This window comes from Bradyrhizobium genosp. L (assembly GCF_015624485.1).
GTDB lineage: Bacteria > Pseudomonadota > Alphaproteobacteria > Rhizobiales > Xanthobacteraceae > Bradyrhizobium.
This window is the reverse complement of record NZ_CP061378.1, coordinates 2,915,395-2,936,111: the sequence shown is the minus strand read 5'-3', so window position 1 is coordinate 2,936,111 and position 20,717 is coordinate 2,915,395. Positions and strand designations below refer to the sequence as shown.

The following is a 20,717-nucleotide window of genomic DNA, read 5'->3' as shown; positions in this document are numbered from 1 at the left end:
GGATCACCCATTCAATGGAAGCCCTATTTTGGCGTCCGGCAAAGAAAACGACGGGGAGCCCGCATGAGTTTTACCGAGGAGCAGGTCGCATTCCGCGACAACGTCCGCAGGATGGTCGCCAGGCACGTGGCGCCGATCGCCGCCGAAGTCGACGAGACCGACCGCTTTCCGCTCGAGCTGGTGAAACTGTTCGGCGAGATGGGGCTGATGCAGCTCTGGGTGCCCGAGCAATATGGCGGCCCGAACGGCAACCTGACGATGGCCTGCATCGCGCGCGAGGAGATCTCGAAGGTCTCGCCCGCCTGCGCCTCGATCGCGGCGCTCAACACCATGTTCATCATGCCGCTGCTGCATTTCGGCTCGGAGGAGCAGCGCAGGAAATATCTCCCGATCATTGCGCAGGGCGGCATCGTCACCGCGATCGCGATCTCCGAGCCGCAGGCCGGCTCCGACGTCGCAGCGCTCAACACCCGCGCCAAGAAGGACGGCGACTGCTACGTGCTGAACGGCCGCAAGCAGTGGTGCAGCTATGGCGTCGCCGCCGACTATATCGTGGTGATGGCGCGGACCAGCGACGGTGCCGGCGCCGACGGCATTTCCGCCTTCATCGTCGAGCCGAAGACGATGCCGGGCATCACCTTCGGCCGTCACGAACGCAAGATGGGGTTTCGCGGCGCGCCCAACACGCCGATCTTCTTCGACAATGTACGGGTGCCCGTGGAGAACCTGGTCGGCGAGGAAGGCAAGGGCTTTCGCACCTCGATGCGCGCGCTCGATCTCAACCGCCCGACCATCGGCGCCCAGTCGGTCGGCCTGGCGCAGGGCGCGCTCGATGCCTGCATCGCTTACGCCAAGGAGCGCAAGCAGTTCAAGAAATCGATCTCCGAATTCCAGGGCGTGCAGTTCATGCTCGCCGACATGGCGATGCAGATCGAGGCGGCGCGCGCGCTGGTCTATGAATGCGCGCGGGCCGGCGACGTCGGCGACTGGAAGCGCCTCAACGTGCTCGCCAGCATGGCCAAATGCGTCGGCAGCGACATGGCGATGAAGGTGACGACCGATGCCGTGCAGATCTTCGGCGGCTACGGCTACACCATGGACTATCCCGTCGAGCGCATGATGCGCGACGCCAAGCTGACCCAGATCTTCGAAGGCACCAACCAGATCCAGCGCGTCGTGATCGCGCGCGAGCTGCTGCGCTAACCCAAATCGATTTTCACAAGAAAAGAATTTTGAACACGGAGGAGACGATCTTGAACCACACCACCAACCGCGCGCTGGCGGTGGTCGCACTGTGCGGCCTGCTGGCGACGCCCGTCTACGCGCAAAAGGCCTACGGTCCGGGCGCCAGCGATACCGAGATCAAGCTCGGCCAATCCACGCCGCTCAGCGGTCCGGCTTCCGCATTCGGCGCCGGCGCGGGCCGCGCCGTCGTCGGCTATTTCGAGATGCTGAACGCGCAAGGCGGCATCAACGGCCGCAAGATCGCCTTCACGCAGCTCGACAACGCCTACAGCGCCCCGAAAGCGGTCGAGCAGTCGCGCAAGCTGATCGAGGATGTCGGCGTGCTCGCCGAGGTCGGCACCATCGGCACCGCGCCGAACGTCGCGATCCAGAAATATCTCAACGGCAAGCAGGTGCCGCAGCTCTTCATCACCGCGGGCGGCCGCCGCTTCAACGATCCGAAGACCTTCCCGTGGACGATCCCGCTCTATCCGGATTTCGAGACCGAAGGCCGGGTCGTCGCCAAATACATCCTCGGCGCCAAGCCCGACGCCAAGATCGGCGTGCTCACCCAGAATGACGATTACGGCAAGGATTATCTGAAGGGCCTGCGTGCGGGCCTCGGCCCCAAGGCCTCGCAGATCGTCGCCGAGGCGTCCTATGAACTCACCGATCCCACGATCGATTCGCAAATCGTCCAGTTGAAGGCCGCCGGCGTCGATACCTTGATCGAGCAATCCTCATCGAAGGCCGCCGCACAATCGATCCGCAAGGTCTACGAGCTCGGCTGGAAGCCCCTGCACGTGATCGGCGGCTCGACGGCCTCGGTCGAGACCATTTTGAAGCCGGCGGGCCTCGAGGCCTCGAAGGGGCTGGTAACGACGCAATTCCTCAAGCAGCCCGGCGATCCGGCCTGGGCCAATGACGACGAGGTCAAGGCCTACAAGACCTTCCTGAAGACCTACGCGCCCGCGGCCAACCCGGACGACTATTCGGTGCTGGTCGCCTATATGAACGTCCACGCCGTCGAGCTCGCCTTGCGCAAATGCGGCGACCAGCTGACGCGCGAGAATCTGGTCAAGCAGGCGACCTCGCTCAACGGCGAGCGGCTGCCGATGATGCTCCCAGGCGTCACGATCAGCACCAGGCCCGGCGACTACACGCCGTTCCGCACCTTGCGAATTGCGACGTTCGACGGCGAAAGCTGGTCGCTGACGGGCGATCCGCTGTCGGCCGACTGAAACGGCAGCAAAAAACCCCCGCGGGTTCTCGCGATCTGCCGTCAGGCATCATCACGGCACGCGCAGCCTTTCTCCCCTGTCCCGAGCCGGTGGCCAAGCGCCGCCGATCATGGCAGACAGGATGAGCGAAATCGCTCATTCCTGTGGAGAATAGGATGGATCGTCTGGCCGCGATGGAGACGTTCGTGCGGGTCGTCGAGACGGGATCGTTCTCCGGAGCGGCCCGACAGCTTCGGGTCGGACAGCCCGCGATCTCCAAGTCCGTCGCGCAGCTCGAGGACTATCTCGGGGTCAAGCTGCTCGCCCGCTCGACGCGCGGTCTCACGCCGACCGAAGCCGGTCTCGGCTATCTCGAGCGCGCCCGACGTGCGCTGGAGGAAGCCGCCGAGGCCGAGCTCGCCGCGCGCGGCGCCGGCGCCGGGTTGAAAGGGCGTCTGCGGATCTGCGCCGCCGTCACCTTCGCCCGCATCCATCTCATTCCGATGCTGCCAAAATTCCTCGCGCGCAATCCCGAGCTGGAGCTCGAAATCGTGCTCGATGATCGCCAGATCGACCTGGTGCAGGAAGGCATCGACGTGGCCTTACGGATGGGCAAGATGCAGGATTCGACGTTGACGGCGCGCCGCGTCGCCAGATGCAGGCGCCTGGTGCTGGCCACGCCGGCCTATTTCGATCGCGCCGGCACACCGTCGACGCCGAGCGAGCTGAGCCGGCATCAGGCGATCGTCTATCTCAGGGAAGGCAGCGTGTGGTCGTTCCAGCGCGACAGCACCGAAGTAGCCGTGACCGTGCAGAGCCGGCTGCGGGTCACGGCGGCCGAAGGCGTCCGCGCCGCGGTACTCGCCGATGCCGGGCTCGCTGTCGCATCGGAATGGATGTTCAGTCCCGAGATCCGGTCGGGCGCCGTGCGCGCCGTGCTCTCGGGATGGAGCCTGCCCGCGCTCGACCTCTGGGCCGTGCTTCCGTCCGGCCGCGCCGCGACCGCCAAGGCGCGGGCCTTCGTGGATTTCTTCGAGCAGACTTTCGGCGCCTGACCGAGCCGGCCGCCAGCTTTATTCCCAAGGGGAATATAAAGTAGTCCGATGGCCCCGCTACCTCGGACGCCGGTTTCCCTTAGTTTCCTGCGTGCAAGTTCGACGAGAGGACGGCGCCGCCGCCCCTCCACGCAGACATCAAGAGGAGAACCGCCATGTCGCTGCAAGCCAAGCTCGATGCCTTCAAGGCCGATTTCGAAGCCGGCAAGCCGCCCTACAGCCGTCCGCGCTCGGACATCGAGATCATGCACCGCGCCACCGCTGAGTTGATCGCGTCGGGCGCCGCGCAGCGCGCGAAAAAGGCCGGCGACATCGCTCCGTCCTTCTCGCTCGGGAATGCCGACGGCAACGTCGTCAACTCGGCGGATCTGCTGCAGCGCGGCCCGCTGGTGCTCAGCTTCTACCGCGGCGTCTGGTGCCCATATTGCAACATGGAGCTGCAGGCGCTCGAAGCCGCCAAGCCGGAGTTCGACAAATACGGCGCTTCGCTGATCGCGATCTCGCCGCAGACCGCGCCGAACAGCCGCAAGTCGGTGCGTCAGAATAAGCTGTCCTTCCCGATCCTGTCCGATGCGAAGGGCAAGGTCAGCGAGGCCTTCGGACTGCGCTTCCATTTGCCCGACTATCTGGTCGCGCTTTACAAGCAGTTCAAGAACGATCTGCCCGTATTCAACGACGATCCGAGCTGGACGCTGCCGATGCCGGCGCGCTACGTGATCGGCCAGGACGGCGTGATCCTCTACTCCGAAGTCAACCCCGACTACACCCGTCGCCCCGAGCCTGAAGACATGATCCCGGTTCTGCAGCAAGCGGCTGCCGTCAGGGCGTGACGTCGCTCGCGGTGGCCGATGGCATCTCGTCATCGGCCGCTCGTCCGGGCGACTGCCCCTTTCGCCACTGCGCCGGGGTCACGCCCATGTGGCTCTTGAAGGCGCGCTGAAAGGCGGCCTCCGACTGGTAGCCGACCATATCAGCGACAGCGCCCGTGGCGAGCGACGAGGTTTTCAGCTCGTTCGCCGCGAGCGTCATCCTGATATCAGTGAGCAGGTCGCTCGCCGATCGCCCGAGCTTCTCCTGAAACTGGCGGGCCAGCGTTGCCCGCGACATGTTGCAGAGCTGGGCGAGCTCCGGCAGCGACCAGGCGCTTGCGGGCTCCCTGAACATCGCTGCGACCGCGGGCGCCAGGCGGGGATGACCGGCCATCGCCAGCAGGCCGCGCGGTGCGGCGCCGGTTTCGCTCGCAAGCCGCAGCGCCAGCGCGAACATCGCCGTCGACAGCGCGTTCAGCATGGCGCGGCCGCCGAGACGATCGTCCACCGCCTCGCTGCGCATCAGCGACACCAGCCCGGCGAGCTGCGCTTCGGTCCCCTCGCCGGCCTGCGCGCCGGCATGCACGACGAGACGCGGCGGCAGATAGCTGCGCAGCAGACGATCGTGCGGAGGCGTGATCGCGAAGTGCCCGCACAACAGGTCGAGCCGCTGATCGGAGCCGAGGTTTTCGCTGATCGTGAAATTCTGCGCCGGCCGGTTGCGCGCCGGCAGCGGCGCGGCTCCGCCGCCGTCATGCATGACATGCCGCGGATTGCCTGGCAGCAGCAGAATGTCGCCGGCCTTCAGCTGCAACGGCCGGCCGCCTGCCGGATCGTCAAGGATCGCGGAGCCCGCGAGCACCGCGTGATAGGGAATCTCGCCAGCCGCAGCCGGCCCCTGATCGATCCGCCAGGGCGCCCCATAGCTGCAGCGCAGGTCGAGCCGCCCGCGCACCGGGATCATCTCGAACAGCCGGCTGAGCCAATCCATGGCTGACCTCTCAAGCATCTCACGCGAGACATTTGAGCATATAATTGAGCTTTTGTAACATTCAAACTCTCATTCAGCAGACATACCGTCACTTCGCAATCGTTCACCACCCCCAACACGGAGTGCCACCATGTCCCGCCTTTCAGTCCCCAATCTCGAAACCGACACCGGCCCCTCGGGCCAGATCTACGCCCAGATCAAGAAGACGGTCGGCAGCGTGCCGAACACCTATGCGGCGATCGCCGCGCATGGCCCGGCCGCGCTCAAGTCGATCCTCGCCGCCGACGCCGTGCTTGCCGGCGGCAGCCTGAGCAAGAGCGATCGGGAGGTCATCAAGCTCGTGATCAGCGCCGCCGGCGGCTGCGATTATTGTGTCGCCGCGCATTCGCATCTCGCCAAGCTCGCCGGCGTGAAGGCCGACGTGCTCAAGCATATCCGAGACGACGAGCCGACCGGCGACGCCAAGCGCGACGCGCTGGTCGGCTTCGTCCGCAAGCTCGCGCAGTCGAGCGGAACGGTCAGCGACGCGGACTTCGCCGCGATCAGGGCTGTCGGCTACAGCGACGGTCAGCTGGTCGAAATCAGCCTGGCGTTCGCGACCACCGTGTTCACCAACGTCTTCAACCGCATCAACGACACCGACATCGACTTTCCCGCGGTCGCCTAGAGCGCGCAGATGTCGAACGAAAGGATCACGACCATGACCACGCTTTCCAGCACCACGCAAAACCCGCTTCTCGGCGCCCTCGATCGCTCCGGCCTGCTCGCGCATGATCTCGACTATCACGTCGTCCGCGCCGCGATGGTGATCATGTTCCTGTTCTTCGGTTACCAGAAGTGGTTTCCCTACGAATTCGAACGGCTGGTCCCGTTCATCAGCAACGGTCCGCTGATCTGGTGGCTGTATCCGGCCTTCGGCCACGCCGGCGCCAGCTATTTCCTCGGCGCCTCCGAGTGGACCTTCGGATCGCTGCTGCTCGCAGGCTTCTGGGACAAGCGGCTCGGCGTGCTCGGCGCCCTCGGCTCGACCGGCACCTTCATCGCGACCGTCACCATCATCCCGTTCATGCCTGATGGCTGGGATGTCGCGGCCGGAGGTTTTCCCGCGATGACCGGCAACGTGCCGTTCCTGATGAAGGATGTCGTCCTGCTCGCGGTCTCGCTCTATTTGCTGAAACAGGACCTGGTTCGCCTGACGCGGCAATAGGTGGCCGCTGCGGATGGCGATGCGTTGCCGGCGAGCCCTCCAGCTCACCGGCAATTGCGCGAGGGTGGAACCGTCGGCGCAGCGACATGGCAGCCATCCCGCATCGCCGTTGGCGGCCGTGAACATAGTTCCGCCGTGTCGGCTGCGTTAGATTAGCCGGCCGGTGCTGTTCTGGGGTGAGCCGCATGAAAAAGGACGATGTGACGTGCCCACGCTGTGGGGCTGGGTTTCGACGCCTTGAGCTCGCCTCCGAGGCTGGGACCGAAGGCCAGTATCGTTGTCCGGTCTGTGAAACGACGCTGGAGCTGTTCGACGGCGACAGGCTTGTCGCCTACCGCCTGACCATCCAGCCCTCGATCCGCGCGTTCAAAGGCTAGCGCGATCAGGCGCGCCGCTTGAGAATATAGCTGTCCATGATCCAGCCGTGCCTGGCGCGCGCCTCAAGCCGCGCGGCGACGATGCGTGGGCCGACGTCGCGAAGCTCGCCGGCCATGATGATCTGGTCGGGCATGCCGAGATAGGCACCCCACCAGATCCGCACGCCGTCGGGATCGAGGGTCTGGAACGCTGCGCCGCCATCGAGCATCACCACCACGGTGTCCACACCCGACGGCCAACCATCCTCACGCAGGCGCCGACCCGTCGTTACCAGAAAGGGCTCGCCGATCTCATTAAGCGGCACGGCATGCGCCGCGCACAGCGCCTGGATCGACGTGATGCCTGGGATCACTTCGATGGTCGGCAGCGGAGCAAGCCTGCGCGCAATCCGCAGGCTCGAATCATAGAGCGACGGATCGCCCCAGATCAGCATTGCCACGCGGCCCTCGCCGCCGAGATGGCGCGCGATTTCCTGCAACCAGATGGCCGCGACCGCGTCATGCCAATCATCGACACCCTTGCGATAATCCTCCTCGCCGGCATCGCGCACCGGCAGGTCGAACTCGGCGATACGCGTTCGCCCGTTGCTCAGCACATCAGCACAAATCGTCCGCCGCAGCTCGGCGAGATCGGATTTCGCGCTTCCCTTGCGCGGGATCAGGATCAGGTCGGCGGCGTTGATCGCGCCGATCGCCGCCTGCGTGAGCTGCTGCGGATCGCCGCAACCGATGCCGATCAGGGACAGCGTCAGCATGGCCGCATCACCCCTGCCCCGGAGCCAGCGCGCCAAACAGAATGACCGCCGCCGCCGTTGCCACACCCGCCTGCGTGAGTTGCCCGGCAAGCTCTGCGATCGTCGTCCGGACCAGTCGTTCATCGGCGTGGCCGAGCTGCTCTGCCAGCAATGCGGGCGTATCGGGAGCAAGGCCGTGTGCAATCAGCTGCGCTGCGAGCGCCGGGAACGTTCGTCTCCCCATATAGACGACGGTGGTCGCTTCCGGATCCGCCAGCGCCGTCCAATTCAGATCAGCCGGCAGTTCGCCGGTGACGTCGGCGCCGGTCACGAACTGGACCCGCCGCGACGTCAGGCGTCGCGTCAAGGGAATGCCGGCCTGCGCGGCCGCGACGGAGGCCGAAGTCACGCCGGGAATGATCTCGTAGCCGATGCCTGCCGCGCGCAGCGCCTCGATCTCTTCCTCGAGCCGACCGAAAATTCCGGCGTCGCCCGATTTCAGCCGCACGACGCGCATGCCGGTCGCGGCATAGTCGACCAGCAGCCGGCTGACGTGATGCTGCCCGGCCGACAGGCGGCCGGCGCGCTTGCCGACCGCGACGAGATTGGCGCCGCTGCGTGCAAGATCGAGGATCGCCCCCGAAGCGAGGTCGTCATAGAGCACGACGTCGGCGTCGCGCAACCGCGCGGCGCCCTTCACCGTCAGCAGTTCGGGATCGCCGGGGCCGGCCGAGACAAAGGAGACAAAACCGCTCACCGGTCCTCCGCAATCAAATGGAAGAAGGTGCCCGTCGCGTGGCCGCGACGCGAGCCGGTCTCGGCCACGGTCGCGCCAGTCGCATCGCGGACGACTGCGAGCGGCACGTCGGGCTCCGTAACGATCGTCGAATAGTGGAATTCATGGCCGCGCAGCCGTGCACCAGGGCCGTGCCCGGGCATCGCCGCAACGAGCTCGGCGAGGCGGTAACCCAGATGCATGCGGCGCTTGGCATAGCTGGTCTCGAGGCCGAGCAATCCGGCCATCTCGTGGCGCGCACCATCGGCGTCGGTCAGGGCGCGGCCCAGCACCATATATCCTCCGCATTCGCCATGCACCGGCCGCGTCTCGGCGAAGCCGCGCAAGCTCCGAAGGAACCGCGCATTGGCGGCAAGCCGGCCGGCATGCAGCTCCGGATAGCCGCCGGGCAGCCAGCACACATCGGCGCCGGCATCGGGACCTTCGTCGGCAAGCGGCGAGAAGGTCACGATCTCGGCGCCGACATCGCGCCACGCCTCCAGCATATGCGGGTAGACGAAGGAGAATGCGGTGTCGCGCGCCAATGCAATGCGCTGGCCGGGCGGCGTCACCCTGACACGACCGGCGGCAGCATGCGGCGACCACGCACGGGCCGATCGCAGCACCGCGTCGAGATCGACATGCTCGGCCACGAATCGCGCCGCTTCACCGATCAAGCCGTCGATCTCGGCCTGCTCTTCCGCCTGCACCAGGCCAAGATGCCGCTTCGGCAAATTGATTCCTGCATGACGCGGCAGCGCGCCGTGCACGGCAATGCCGGCGGCCGCCATGGCGCCGCGCACCAGGTCCTCGTGCCGCGGACTTGCAACGCGGTTGAGGACGACGCCTGCGAGCTCGACGCCGGCGCGAAAATCGCGCAGTCCCGCTGTGATCGCCGCCGCCGTCTGGGCCTGGCCGGAGGGGTCGATCACCAGCAGCACCGGCCATCCCATCGTTTCAGCGATGTCGGCGGTTGCGCCGGTGCCGGAGACGCCGCGCGCGGCAACGCCGTCGAACAGGCCCATCGATCCCTCGGCCAAAACGAGATCGGCATCGGCAGCGCGGCTTGCGAGATGCGCGATCACATCGCGTTCCATCGCCCAGCTGTCGAGATTGACGGACGCGCGCCCCGTCGCGACCGCATGAAAGGCAGGGTCGATATAATCCGGCCCACTCTTGAAGCATTGCACCTTGAGCCCGCGATCGCGATAGGCACGCGCCAACGCCAGCGTCAGCGTGGTCTTGCCGACACCGGAGGCCGGCGCCGAGATCATCAGCCCCGCCGTCATCGCGATGGTTCCGGAAAGCGCGGTTCCGCGCCGACCGGGCGATAACGGCGATCGTAGTCGGCTGCATAGAGGCGGCTGTCGGCGAATTCGTCTGCGCCCAGTGTCTTGCCGACCAGGATCAGCGCGGTGCGTTCGAGCTCGGCGCCGACGGCGGCATCGAGGGTCGCAAGCGTGGCGCGCACGATGCGCTGGTCCGGCCAGCTCGCGCGCCAGACGATCGCGACCGGACACTCCGCACCGTAATGCGGCGTGAGCTCGGCTGTGACCTTGTCGAGCATATGGATCGAGAGATGGATCGCGAGCACCGCGCCGGTCGCCGCGAACGCCGCAAGCGTCTCGCCCTCCGGCATCGCGCTGGCCCGGCCCGGCGTGCGCGTCAGCACCACCGATTGGGCAAGGCCGGGCAGCGTGAGCTCGGCCTCCAGCGCCGCCGCAGCCGCCGCGAAGGCCGGCACGCCTGGTGTCACCGAATAGGGAATCTGCAACGCGCGCAGGCGGCGCAGCTGCTCGCCCATCGCCGACCAGACCGAGAGATCGCCGGAGTGCAGCCGCGCGACGTCCTTGCCGTCGGCATGCGCAGCCGCCATCTCCGCGATGATCTCGTCGAGCGACAACGGCGCGGTGTTGACGATGCGCGCGTCATCACGGCAATGCGCCAGCACGCCCTCGGGCACCAGCGAGCCGGCATAGAGACACACCGGACAGGACGCGATGAGATCGCGCCCGCGCAAGGTCAGCAGATCGGCGGCGCCGGGTCCCGCGCCGATGAAATGCACCGTCATTCGCCGTCTCCTTCCGCGATCGCCGCGGTCGCCATCCGATCCTGCGACACCACCCGGGCCGCAATCAGCCGCGCCCCGCGTCCCGCCGCAGCCAGCGCTGCGGCCTCGGCAACCGAGCCGGTGCCAAAGCTGGCATCGATGAATTCGGATTGCGTCACAGTTTCGATCCCGGCCAACAGCTCGGCCGGAATGCCCCTGATCGGCAATCCCAGCTCTTGCGCAAGGGACTTCAACACTGCCGCATCCGCCTTGTCACTCACCGTGACGACCGCCGCAAGGCCGTCGGGACCACCGGCTGCGTCAAGCGCATCGCGCAGCGAGCCAAGGCTGGCCTCGCGCCGGAACCCCAGGCCGGCGACCTTCATCGGACCACACTCCACTGCACGACCGGCCGCGACGCCTTCCACGACCGGTAGCGGCCCAATTCATCGGCGTGGGCGATCTCCAGGCGCATCAGTTCGCCGCCGTGGCGCCGATGCAGATCGGAGAGGAGTGCCTCGGTTTCCAGCGTCACCGCATGCGCGACCAGTCGCGTGACCGGCGCAAGCCGCGACCACACGGTTTCGAACAGCACAACATCGAGACCTCCGCCGATGAACACGGCATCCGGCGTCGCGAGATCGGCGAGAACTCTCGGCGCCGTTCCCTCGATGACGGTGATGCGATGCGTCAGCCCAAAACTCTCGGCATTGCCGCGGATGTTCGCCGCGCGATCGCCGCGCACCTCGATGGCGACAGCGGCGCCGCCGCACAAGGCCCATTCGATCGAGATCGAGCCCGAGCCGGCGCCGACATCCCACAGTCGCTCGCCGGGCCGCGGCGAGAGCGCCGAAAGCGCTAGCGCGCGGATCGGTCGCTTGGTCAATTGCCCGTCATGGAGGAACAGCGCATCGGGAAGGCCTGAGCTGCGCGCGATTCCCTGCGCACCCCTCGCCTCCAGCGCAACGGCCACAAGCCTGTCGTTCGGATCGGCCGCGTAGCCGTCCGCGCGATGCTGGCTGATCGCTTCGCGCGGGCCGCCGAGCGCGGATAGCGTCCACAGCGATGATTCACCCCAGCCGTGCTCCGTCAGCCATTTTGCGAGGTCGGCGGCCGCCTGGCCATCGCGCACCAGACAGATGATCTGCGCACTGCGCGCCAGATGCGGCACCAGGCGCTCGAACGGCGCGGCATGCAGGCCGAGGCAGACGACATGTTCGAGCCGCCAGCCCAAGCGTGCCGCTGCAAGCGAAAATGTCGATAGTCCGGAATGGGCGATCCACTCGCCGGCCTGCAGCTTCTCGGCAAGGCTTCCACCGGCGCCGTGCCAAAACGGATCGCCCGAGGCGAGCACCACGGTCGGGCGGCCACGGCAGCTCAGCACGATATCGGCATCGAACGGCACCGGCCAGACGCGGCCGCGCTCGGTGACGCCAGCGAGCGCAAGATGCCGCCCGCCGCCGAACACCGTCTCGGCTTCGCGGAGTGCCTTTCGGCTTGCGTCCGAGAGGCCGGCAAGGCCATCTTCGCCGATGCCGATGATGGTCAACCAGGGACTACCCATGATGCGCGCCCTGATCCTGGGCGGAACAGCCGATGCCAATGTGCTCGCGGAAGACATCGCGCGGGCTGGGATCGACGCGGTGTATTCCTATGGCGGCCGGACCCGCGCACCCGCCGTGCAGAAGCTGCCGACGCGTGTCGGCGGCTTCGGTGGCGTGAGCGGTCTTGCCGACTATCTCCGCGAGGAACGCATCACCCATGTGATCGACGCTACCCATCCCTTCGCCGCCGAGATGAGCCGAAACGCGATTGCGGCATGTGCCGAAACCGGAACGCCCCTGCTCGCCCTCGAACGCGCGCCATGGATCAAGGCATCCGGCGACGTCTGGATCGATGTCCCGGACGTCGCGTCGGCCGTTACGGCCTTGCCCGATCAGCGTGCGCACGTGTTCCTCGCGATCGGCCGTCAGCACCTCGCGCCGTTCGGCGCCAGGCCGCAGCATGCCTATACGTTGCGGTTCGTCGATCCGCCGGAGGACGCGCTGCCCCTGCCGGATGCCGACGTCATCGTATCGCGCGGCCCCTTCACGCTCGCCGGTGAACTGGAGACGATGCGAACCCGCGGCATCCAATGGATCGTCGCCCGCAATTCCGGCGGAACGGGTGCGCGCGCCAAGATCGATGCGGCCCGCGCGCTGGGCCTTCCCGTCATCATCATCGCGCGACCACATCTGCCCGCGCGGCCGCGGGTCGAGAGTGTCGCCGAGGTGATGGCGTGGCTCGGTCATCGGACCTGCCTCGGCGCATAGACCCAGCGGCCGACTTGCCGCGTCGCCGAATTGCACACGATCACGAGCGTCCGCATGTCGGCCATCCCGGGGGTCGCGTCACGCAGCGTGACCGCCTCGATCCGCTGCTCTCGTGTCGAGACCGCGCGCGCGAAGATCACGATGCGCTCGCCGCAGCCCGCCTCGCGCAGGATCTCGAGCACGCGACCGAAGCCGTCGGGCCGGCTGGCCGAGCGCGGATTGTACATCGCGATCGCGAAGTCGGCTTGCGCTGCGAGCCGCAGCCGCTGCTCGATCACCGGCCATGGCTTCAGGTTGTCGGAGAGGTTGATCGCGCAGAAATCATGGCCGAGCGGCGCGCCGGCGCTCGCTGCCGCCGCCAGCATGGCCGTGACGCCGGGCAGGACGCGAATCGGCAGGTCGCACCATTGGGGCGTTTGTTCAAGCGCTTCGAACACCGCCGACGCCATCGCGAACACGCCGGGGTCGCCCGAGGAGACCACAACGACGTGCCGCCCTTCCGAGGCCAGCCGCAGCGCCTCGCCGGCACGCTGCAGCTCGACGCGATTGTCAGACGGATGCAGCGTCAGCCCGTCGCGCGGCGGCACGCGCGCGACATAGGGCGCATAGCCGACGATGTCGGTCGCAGCCGCGAGCGCGCGCGAGACCTCCGGCGTGATCAACGCCTCATCGCCCGGCCCAAGGCCTGCGATGGCCAGCGTGCCCGTCATTCGCCCGTCTCCCTGCGTCGCCCCTGCCCGTGCACCAGCACGATCGCAAAATACGGCGCATCGGCGTCGCCGAGATCGGCAAGCCGGGCGACGCGCTGATCCGGCATGGTGCCGCGCTCGACCAGCCAGGCAGCATCGAGCCGTCCGGCGGACGCCAGCGCGCGGCGGATCTTGGGCAGGTTACGCCCGGTCTTCATGACGACGAGCGCGTCTGTCGTGCGCATCCGCTGGGCGAGCTCGGCTTCCGGCAGCGTGCCCATCAGCACGGTCGTCACGTCGTCGCCGAGCGCAATCGGCTGGCCGACCGCATTCCAGCAGCCGACCATGCCCGGAATGCCGGCGACCACCTCGAGCGCGACGCGCCCCTGCAGGCGCGCGTGCAGGTGCATGAACGAGCCGTAGAAATAGGGATCGCCCTCGCAGAGCACGATGACGTCGATCGCGCCCGCAAGCCGCGCCAGCCGCTCGGCCCATTCGTCATAGAAGCTTCCGAGCAGCCGCGCATATTCGGGGCTGTCGAACGCGATCTCCGTTGTGACGGGATATTCCATCGGGTATTCGCTGACATCGGCGGCGAGCAAGCCTTCGACGATGCGGCGCGCCTGTCCCGGCTGGCCCTTCTTGCGGAAATAAGCGACGTGCTTGGCGGCGCGCACGATGCGATCGGCCCGTACGCTCATCAGGTCGGAATCACCTGGGCCGAGGCCGCAGCAGATGATGCGTCCCATCCTATTCGCTCCGGCTCGCGAGCGCATTGACCGCCGCGACCGTGATCGCCGAACCGCCGAGACGTCCCGCGACCGTCAGCGCCGGCGCCGGCGGATCGGCCATCAAGGCGGCCTTGGACTCGGCGGCGCCGACGAAGCCGACCGGACAGCCGATGATCGCCGCCGGCCGCGGGCAGTCGCGGTCTTCCAGCATGTTGAGCAGATGAAACAGCGCGGTCGGTGCATTGCCGACGGCGACGATCGCACCGTCAAGATGCGGCCGCCACAGCTCGAGCGCCGCCGCAGAGCGCGTGTTGCGCATCGATTGCGCAAGCACAGGCACCGCGGGATCGCCGAGCGTGCAGATCACGGCGTTGCCGGCCGGCAGCCGCGCACGCGTAATTCCCTCCGACACCATCCGCGCGTCGCAGAGGATCGGCGCGCCGTTCTGCAAGGCCGCGCGCGCGAAGGCTGCCATGCCCGGGGTAAAGCGAATCTGCGCTTCGAGTCCGATCATGCCCGCGGCATGGATCATGCGCACCACCACCGGCTCTTCGTCGGGTGTGAAGCGCGCCAGATCGGCCTCCGCGCGGATGGTCGCAAAGGACTGCCGATAGATCGCCGCACCGTCGGTCTCGTAGCTGTGCGGCATCAGCGGCCTCCCGCCAGCGCGGCAGGATCTGCGATGAGGCCGGCAGCAGTCAATCCACGCATGGCCGGCGCATCGCGGGTCGACCCGCCGCGGATCAGTTCAAATCCCTCGCGCGTCGCAACCAGCGTGATGTCGGCCGGACCGGCATGCGCGCAGCCTTTGCCGCAGCCGGAGACGTGAAGCCGGGCATCTTGCGGGATGAGCGGCGCCAGTCGCGACGCCAGCGCGCGCGTGTCGGCAAACGCCTCACCGCAGCGCGGCGCGCCACTGCAGGCAACGACGCGGAGCGCCGGATCATCGGCGCGCGTGATGAGATCGGCATCGCGGGGCATCTCGCGCAACCCCTCGGCCAGCAGCATCCGCCACGGCGTCACGCGCAGTGCCTGCGCGGACGCGGCGAGATGGCTGAGCGTCCGGTATGGCAATTGCCCGAACGCGACCCCAACGATCGCGCCGAGCGCACACAGGCCTGGAACCGGATCGGCGGCCTGTGGCGCGGGCTCGGCATCGCCTTGCAGCGACTTCGGCTGGTGCGTACCGGCGGCCAGACTGGCTGCCATCCGCTTCCGCTCGCCGTTGTCGCCGTCGGACGCGACGAACCATTCGGCCAAAGCAAGCGCGACCTGCACGGCCTCGCTGCGCGTGACTGAACGGCCGCGCCTCGCGCCATCGGCGCGCACCAGTAGCTTTCCGTCGCGGTCGCGCTCGATCCTGATATCCGCGGAATTGCCCGCCAGCACCCGCTCACGGCCGTCGTCGATCGCAAAGCCGAACTTGGTCGGAAGGTCGAACGGAAAATTCGCCAGACCAAGCTCGAGTTCGGCCGCGAGCGGCGCGGTGTCATCGCCGTCGGCCCAGAACGGCGTCACCAGGATGTTGCGGCGCGCCTCGGTCCGCTCATCCGGGTCGAGCAATCCGAGCAGTGCGAGGCCATCGCTCAGCGGCGGGAAGCTTTGATCGGTGACACCGCGGATCTGCAGATTGGCGCGGCTAGTCAGATCGATCAGGCCGTTGCCGTATCGTCCCGCAAGGTCGGCGATCCCAGCCGCTTGCGCCGCATCCAACCGTCCGCCGCGCGGGCGGATGCGCACCACGAGCCCGTCGCCCGACGGCATCGGCCGCAGCGCGCCGGGACACCAGCCCTTGATCGCGACCGCGCTCATGAGGCCTCCTGCAGTGCCGCCGCGATCGAATTGCGCCGCGTCTTCCACAGCGACGCCTCGTGCAGCCGGGTGAAGCAGGTTTCGATCGCGGCCAATGCAGCCGGATTCTCGCGCGCCATGAAGGCGCGAACCTCGCTGTCGCCGAGCGTCGCATCGTAATAGAGGTCGAACAGATGCGGCGGTACCGTGCCGGCAAGATGCGCGAACGCCGCCATGTGCTCGAGCGTTGCCGTGATCTCCGCGGCGCCACGAAAGCCGTGGCGCATCATGCCCGCGATCCACGCTGGATTGGCGGCGCGGGCACGCACCACCCGCGAGATCTCCTCGGTCAGCGAGCGGGCATGCGGCTGATCCGGCCGTGTCGAATCGAGGTGATAGAGCGATGGCGCCTTGGTGCCGAGGCGCGCCGCTGCCGCCGCAACACCGGCCTCGTGGGCGGCGTAGTCGGCTGCCAGCAGCAGGTCGGTCTCCGGCAAATCCTGGGTATGCACAAAACTGTCCGCCGTCGCGAGCCGTGCTTCAATCCCGGCGCGGTCGGGCCGCATCTCGCCGTCAGACGCAAGGGACCAGGAGGATGCCGAGAGCCAGGCTTCGCCGGCCGCCTCACGCGAATCCTGCGTGAACTCGTCGGGTATCGCGGCGATGCCGGCACCATAGTGTCCGGGCCGAGGACCAAACACGCGCGCGATCCGCTGCATGTAGGGGTTCTCATCAGCTTCGTCGCTGCGCGCAGACAGCGCCTCGGCGGCCGCCTCGAACAACTGGGCAAGCCCCGAAAAGACGTCGCGGAACAGGCCCGATACGCGCAGCGTGACGTCGATGCGCGGACGGCCGAGTTCCGCGGGCGCGATGATGTCGTAACCCGACACCCGGCCCGAACCGTGATCCCAGCGCGGCGCGATACCGGCAAGATGCAGGGCCATCGCAAAGTCCTCCCCGGCCGTGCGCATCGTCGAGGAGCCCCAGAGGTCGACGACGAGCCCTTTCGGCCAGTCGCCGTGGTCCTGCAAATGGCGGCGCAGCAGCTCTTCGGCGAGCTTGACGCCCTGCGCATGCGCCGACGGTGTCGGCACGGCGCGCGGATCGACGGCAAACAGATTGCGCCCGGTCGGCAGCACGTCGCTCCGCCCACGATAGGGCGAACCCGCAGGTCCCGGCGCGACGCGCCGTCCAGCGAGCGCGTCAAGCAGTGCGCGCGTCTCGGCTTCGCCGCAAGCGCCCTGCCCGAACACATGCAGGCCGTCGCCAAACTGGCTCTCCTTGAGATCGCAGACGAAGCGGTCGATCTGCGGAATGGCCTCCGCCGCAGCGACCGATGCGGCCAGGCCGAGATCGTCTTCCAGCCCGGCCAGCCGTGCTTCGTCGCGGATCGCCGCGATCAGGCGCTGGCGTCGCGCCGGATCGAGCCCGTCGGCGGTCGAATATTCGTCGAGCAACTGTTCGAGCCGGCGTAGGCCCTCCGGCACCGCGGCCTGCGCCAACGGCGGCGGCAGATGGCCGATCGTCACCGCGCCGATCCGCCGCTTGGCCTGTGCCGCCTCGCCGGGATCGTTGACGATGAAGGGATAGATGACAGGCAGATCGGCGATCAATGCTTCCGGCCAGCACGAAGCCGACAGCGCAACCGACTTGCCGGGCAGCCATTCGAGCGTGCCATGCGCGCCCATGTGCACGACGGCGTCGATGCCCTGCTGCCGGAGCCACAGATGGAACGCGACATAGGCATGGCGCGGCGTGCGCGAGAGATCGTGATAGTCAGCATCGCGGTGACCGATCTCGCCGCGCTCGGGCTGAACCGCGATGATCGACTTGCCGCTCCGGATCGCCGCGAAATGAAACGCGCCGTCGCGACAGTCGGGATCATCCTTCGGCGCGCCCCAGGCGCGCGCGAGATCGTCTTGCAACTGCTGCGACAGGCTGGAAGCCGCCACGCGATAGTCGGCGACGCTCCATGTTAATGTCTCGCGCAAGAGAACATCGCCGAGCATCTCGACTGCCTCGACGTCGAAACCGGCGGCGGCAAGCTCGGCGAGCACAGCCTCGACCGAGGCGAGCGCATCGAGACCGACGGCATGCGCGATCTGGTGCGGGCGACCCGGATAGTTCGACAGCACGATCGCGAGTTGCTTGTCATGCGCCGGCTTAGTCGCGAGCCGGTGCCAGGCCGCGACGCGCGCGGCCACGGCGGCGACCCGCTCGGCGTCCGGCCGATGTGCCAGATGCGCGAATTGCAGATCGGGATCACGCTCGGCTGCCGACTTGAAGCTGACGACACCCGCAAACAGCCGGCCGTCGACCTCCGGCAGCACCACATGCATCGCCAGATCGCCGGGTGCGAGACCGCGCAGCGACTCCGCCCAGTCTTCGCGCTTCGCCGTCGACAACGCGACCTGGAACACCGGGCACGCTACCGCATCGAACGGCGTGGTGCCGTCATCGCCGACGGCGGAGAACGCGGTCGCATTGACGATGGCGGCAGGCGGACATTGCGCGAATTGTTCGTGCAGCCAATCCCGTACCCCCGGCGCCTTCAGCGACGTGACGAACACGCCGTGCGCAGCAAAGCCCTGCTGCCGCAGCGCTTCGATCAGCGCATCGACGGGCGCCATATCGCCGGCGGTGAGATAGGAGCGATAGAAGGTCACCAGCGCCCGCGGCCGTGTGTCCGGCGCCGGCAGCGCGGCGACAACGCCGAGCCGTGCATCGTAGCAACCAATCTCGGGGAGATCGATCTCGCCGGTGACTGGCCCGGCATAGAGTCCAGACGCCAGCGCCAGTTGCGCGATCACGGCCTGCGCCGCAACGGGTCCGCCCTTGTCGCACAGCAGCTTCAGCCGCCGCAGCGTCGAGACCGGCAGCGTCGAGAATTCATCGAGCCGCGGATCGTCGCGGCCGTCGGCCGGCAGCACCACCAGCGCGATGCCGCGCTCCCTCGCCAGCCGATGCATGGCTGCAAGCCCGTATGACCAATACGGCTCCCCGCCGATCAGCCGCACCAGGATGCCGCGCGCCTGCGGCGACAAGGTTCGCTCGACATAGGTGTCGACCGAGAGCGGATGGCGCAGCTCCGCGAGATTGGCAAGCCGCAGCGACGGCAGCGAGCTCCGGCCACGCCGCCAGCCGGCCGCGAACGCCGCCAGGTCGCTGTCGGAGAACGAGAGCATCACGAGATCGGCCGGATCCTGGCCGATGTCCCTTGGTGTCGCGGTCTCCTCGAGACCGCGGCTCTCGCGGAAAACGACGTGCATCAGACCCCTAGACGCGCCTTGATGGCGGCTTCATCGATATCGCCGTGCTCGCCGATCACGACGAGCTTCGACTGCCGGGGACGCGTGCCCCAGGGCATGTCGAATTGATGCCGCACCCGCTCGCCGACCGACTGCACCAGCAGACGCATCGGCTTGCCTTCGACCGCGATGTAGCCTTTGGCGCGCAGCACGTTCTGCTCGCGCGCCAGGCCCTTGATCGACGCGATCAGCGCGTCGACATCAGCAATTTCGGGGAGATTGATCACCACGGAATTGAAATCGTCGTGCTCGTGTTCCTCTTCGCCGTCATGGTGAGACGGACGCGCTGCAAGATCGTCCTCCGCCGCAGCTCCAAGGCCGAGGATCACACGCGCGTCGACCGCACCATCGATGATGGGCAACATTGGCACCTCTCGCGGCATCTCGGCCGCGATCGCCGCTTTGGCAGCCTTGAGCCCGTCGGCCCCAGCCAGATCGGCCTTGGTCAGCAGCACGATATCGGCGCAGGCGATCTGATCCTCGAACACCTCCGACAGCGGCGTCTCATGGTCGATATTGTCGTCGGCCGCGCGCTGCGCATCCACCGCGGCAGGATCCGGCGCGAAACGGCCGGCCGCGACGGCCGCCGCATCGGCCAGCGCGATCACGCCATCGACCGTGATCCGCGACCGGATCTCCGGCCAGTCGAACGCCTTCAACAGCGGCTTCGGCAGTGCGAGCCCGGATGTCTCGATCACGATGTGATCGGGCCTCACGCGGCGCGCCAGCAATTGCTCCATCGCCGGGATGAAATCGTCGGCGACGGTGCAGCAGATGCAGCCATTGGCGAGCTCGACGATGTTTTCGGTCGGACAATTATCGTCGGCGCACGACTTCAGGATCTCGCCATCGACGCCTTCGCTGCCGAATTCGTTGACCAGCACCGCGAGCTTCTTGCCGTTGGCGTTCCGGATCAGATGCTGGATCAGCGTCGTCTTGCCGGATCCGAGAAAGCCGGTCACGACCGTCACCGGGACTTTTGTCAGCGTGTTCATTCAGCGGCCTCAGGCACGACGGCGATGGGTGGAATACGGGCAAGCGACTGCTTGCGGAAGATCTCGGGCCGGCTGCGCCACGGCACGATGCCGTCGGGCGCAGCGGCATAGGCGGATGCACCAGCAATGACGTCCTTGGCATTGGCTTCCGACAGCCGTCCATAGACATAGGACCACCGCCCCGGGGCGCTGAGCGCGACCGAGCAGCCCTGGTTGCAGGCGGACAGGCATTCGACCGGAACCAGATCGACGTCGTCGGGCATGCCGGCCTCGACAAGCGCGGCATGCAGGCGCGCGCCGGGCGCGGTCTCGCCTTCCGCCAGCGTCTGGCCGGCCTTGCACGTGATGCAGACATGAAGTGTAACGCTCATCGCCCATCCTAAATTGACAGCGGAGGCGATGAGGCACACGAACCGGTCGAGACAGGTCCGTTCCCCGTCGCGGAACAC

22 protein-coding genes are annotated in these 20,717 nt (G+C 67.4%); 8 read left to right on the top strand and 14 right to left on the bottom strand.

What is annotated here, in order from left to right:
• The first annotated feature begins 63 nt into the window (after window positions 1-63).
• The 4 genes from IC762_RS13630 (at window position 64) to IC762_RS13615 (ending at window position 4,329) form a co-directional block, all read left to right on the top strand.
• On the top strand, window positions 64-1,203 hold the full coding sequence (locus IC762_RS13630; RefSeq protein ID WP_195789288.1) for an acyl-CoA dehydrogenase family protein: 1,140 nt from the start codon (window positions 64-66) through the stop codon (window positions 1,201-1,203).
• A gap of 47 nt (window positions 1,204-1,250) precedes the next feature.
• On the top strand, window positions 1,251-2,465 hold the full coding sequence (locus tag IC762_RS13625; protein WP_433995907.1) for an ABC transporter substrate-binding protein: 1,215 nt from the start codon (window positions 1,251-1,253) through the stop codon (window positions 2,463-2,465).
• A 155-nt stretch (window positions 2,466-2,620) separates the two neighbouring features.
• Entirely contained in the window at window positions 2,621-3,499 is an 879-nt protein-coding gene (locus IC762_RS13620; RefSeq protein ID WP_195789286.1) for a LysR family transcriptional regulator, read from the top strand.
• A gap of 155 nt (window positions 3,500-3,654) precedes the next feature.
• Window positions 3,655-4,329 carry a peroxiredoxin-like family protein gene (locus IC762_RS13615; protein WP_195789285.1) on the top strand — a complete coding sequence of 225 codons (675 nt, stop codon included), beginning with the start codon at window positions 3,655-3,657 and terminating at the stop codon, window positions 4,327-4,329.
• Here the strand turns inward: IC762_RS13615 and IC762_RS13610 are convergent.
• On the bottom strand, window positions 4,319-5,299 hold the full coding sequence (locus IC762_RS13610) for an AraC family transcriptional regulator (protein WP_195789284.1): 981 nt from the start codon (window positions 5,297-5,299) through the stop codon (window positions 4,319-4,321). The two genes, IC762_RS13615 and IC762_RS13610, sit on opposite strands and share 11 nt — an antisense overlap.
• A 130-nt stretch (window positions 5,300-5,429) precedes the next feature.
• Between IC762_RS13610 and IC762_RS13605 the strand changes: the two genes are divergently transcribed.
• From IC762_RS13605 to IC762_RS13595, 3 genes are all read left to right on the top strand, one after another.
• On the top strand, window positions 5,430-5,966 hold the full coding sequence (locus tag IC762_RS13605) for a carboxymuconolactone decarboxylase family protein (protein WP_195789283.1): 537 nt from the start codon (window positions 5,430-5,432) through the stop codon (window positions 5,964-5,966).
• 33 nt (window positions 5,967-5,999) lie between these two features.
• Window positions 6,000-6,506, top strand: a complete 507-nt coding sequence (locus IC762_RS13600; RefSeq protein WP_195789282.1) for a YkgB family protein — start codon at window positions 6,000-6,002, stop codon at window positions 6,504-6,506.
• Between the two features lie 185 nt (window positions 6,507-6,691).
• Window positions 6,692-6,883 (top strand): hypothetical protein, encoded by a 192-nt coding sequence (locus IC762_RS13595; RefSeq protein ID WP_195789281.1) that lies wholly within the window; start codon window positions 6,692-6,694, stop codon window positions 6,881-6,883.
• 5 nt (window positions 6,884-6,888) lie between these two features.
• On the opposite strand, the gene cobF is transcribed toward IC762_RS13595, so the two are convergent.
• The 6 genes from cobF to cbiE are packed head-to-tail and all read right to left on the bottom strand — an operon-like array spanning window position 6,889 to window position 12,006.
• On the bottom strand, window positions 6,889-7,638 hold the full coding sequence (gene cobF, locus IC762_RS13590; RefSeq protein WP_195790121.1) for a precorrin-6A synthase (deacetylating): 750 nt from the start codon (window positions 7,636-7,638) through the stop codon (window positions 6,889-6,891).
• Between the two features lie 7 nt (window positions 7,639-7,645).
• Window positions 7,646-8,374 (bottom strand): uroporphyrinogen-III C-methyltransferase, encoded by a 729-nt coding sequence (gene cobA, locus IC762_RS13585; RefSeq protein ID WP_195789280.1) that lies wholly within the window; start codon window positions 8,372-8,374, stop codon window positions 7,646-7,648.
• Window positions 8,371-9,681: a cobyrinate a,c-diamide synthase gene (locus IC762_RS13580; protein WP_195789279.1), complete on the bottom strand. Its 1,311-nt coding sequence runs from the start codon at window positions 9,679-9,681 to the stop codon at window positions 8,371-8,373. The genes cobA and IC762_RS13580 overlap by 4 nt, the downstream gene beginning before the upstream one ends.
• Window positions 9,678-10,463: a precorrin-4 C(11)-methyltransferase gene (cobM, locus tag IC762_RS13575; RefSeq protein ID WP_195789278.1), complete on the bottom strand. Its 786-nt coding sequence runs from the start codon at window positions 10,461-10,463 to the stop codon at window positions 9,678-9,680. Before cobM ends, IC762_RS13580 begins: the two co-directional genes overlap by 4 nt.
• Entirely contained in the window at window positions 10,460-10,828 is a 369-nt protein-coding gene (locus IC762_RS13570; protein WP_195789277.1) for a cobalamin biosynthesis protein, read from the bottom strand. Before IC762_RS13570 ends, cobM begins: the two co-directional genes overlap by 4 nt.
• Entirely contained in the window at window positions 10,825-12,006 is a 1,182-nt protein-coding gene (gene cbiE / locus IC762_RS13565; protein WP_195789276.1) for a precorrin-6y C5,15-methyltransferase (decarboxylating) subunit CbiE, read from the bottom strand. The genes IC762_RS13570 and cbiE overlap by 4 nt, the downstream gene beginning before the upstream one ends.
• Between cbiE and IC762_RS13560 the strand changes: the two genes are divergently transcribed.
• Window positions 12,005-12,754, top strand: a complete 750-nt coding sequence (locus tag IC762_RS13560) for a cobalt-precorrin-6A reductase (protein WP_195790120.1) — start codon at window positions 12,005-12,007, stop codon at window positions 12,752-12,754. The two genes, cbiE and IC762_RS13560, sit on opposite strands and share 2 nt — an antisense overlap.
• Here the strand turns inward: IC762_RS13560 and cobJ are convergent.
• Genes cobJ through IC762_RS13525 form a run of 7 tightly spaced genes read right to left on the bottom strand, consistent with a single transcriptional unit; the run spans window position 12,730 to window position 20,639 of the window.
• Window positions 12,730-13,464 carry a precorrin-3B C(17)-methyltransferase gene (gene cobJ, locus IC762_RS13555; protein ID WP_195789275.1) on the bottom strand — a complete coding sequence of 245 codons (735 nt, stop codon included), beginning with the start codon at window positions 13,462-13,464 and terminating at the stop codon, window positions 12,730-12,732. The two genes, IC762_RS13560 and cobJ, sit on opposite strands and share 25 nt — an antisense overlap.
• The gene (locus IC762_RS13550) at window positions 13,461-14,192 is read right to left on the bottom strand and encodes a precorrin-2 C(20)-methyltransferase (protein ID WP_195789274.1); all 732 of its coding nucleotides are present in this window, start codon (window positions 14,190-14,192) and stop codon (window positions 13,461-13,463) included. The genes cobJ and IC762_RS13550 overlap by 4 nt, the downstream gene beginning before the upstream one ends.
• Before the next feature lies 1 nt (window position 14,193).
• The gene (locus tag IC762_RS13545) at window positions 14,194-14,823 is read right to left on the bottom strand and encodes a precorrin-8X methylmutase (RefSeq protein ID WP_195789273.1); all 630 of its coding nucleotides are present in this window, start codon (window positions 14,821-14,823) and stop codon (window positions 14,194-14,196) included.
• Entirely contained in the window at window positions 14,823-15,986 is a 1,164-nt protein-coding gene (gene cobG, locus IC762_RS13540; protein WP_195789272.1) for a precorrin-3B synthase, read from the bottom strand. The genes IC762_RS13545 and cobG overlap by 1 nt, the downstream gene beginning before the upstream one ends.
• On the bottom strand, window positions 15,983-19,234 hold the full coding sequence (gene cobN, locus IC762_RS13535; RefSeq protein WP_195789271.1) for a cobaltochelatase subunit CobN: 3,252 nt from the start codon (window positions 19,232-19,234) through the stop codon (window positions 15,983-15,985). The genes cobG and cobN overlap by 4 nt, the downstream gene beginning before the upstream one ends.
• Window positions 19,234-20,268, bottom strand: coding sequence for a cobalamin biosynthesis protein CobW (gene cobW, locus IC762_RS13530; protein ID WP_195789270.1), 1,035 nt, complete (start codon window positions 20,266-20,268; stop codon window positions 19,234-19,236). The genes cobN and cobW overlap by 1 nt, the downstream gene beginning before the upstream one ends.
• Window positions 20,265-20,639 (bottom strand): DUF1636 family protein, encoded by a 375-nt coding sequence (locus IC762_RS13525; RefSeq protein WP_195789269.1) that lies wholly within the window; start codon window positions 20,637-20,639, stop codon window positions 20,265-20,267. The genes cobW and IC762_RS13525 overlap by 4 nt, the downstream gene beginning before the upstream one ends.
• Window positions 20,640-20,717 lie beyond the last annotated feature (78 nt).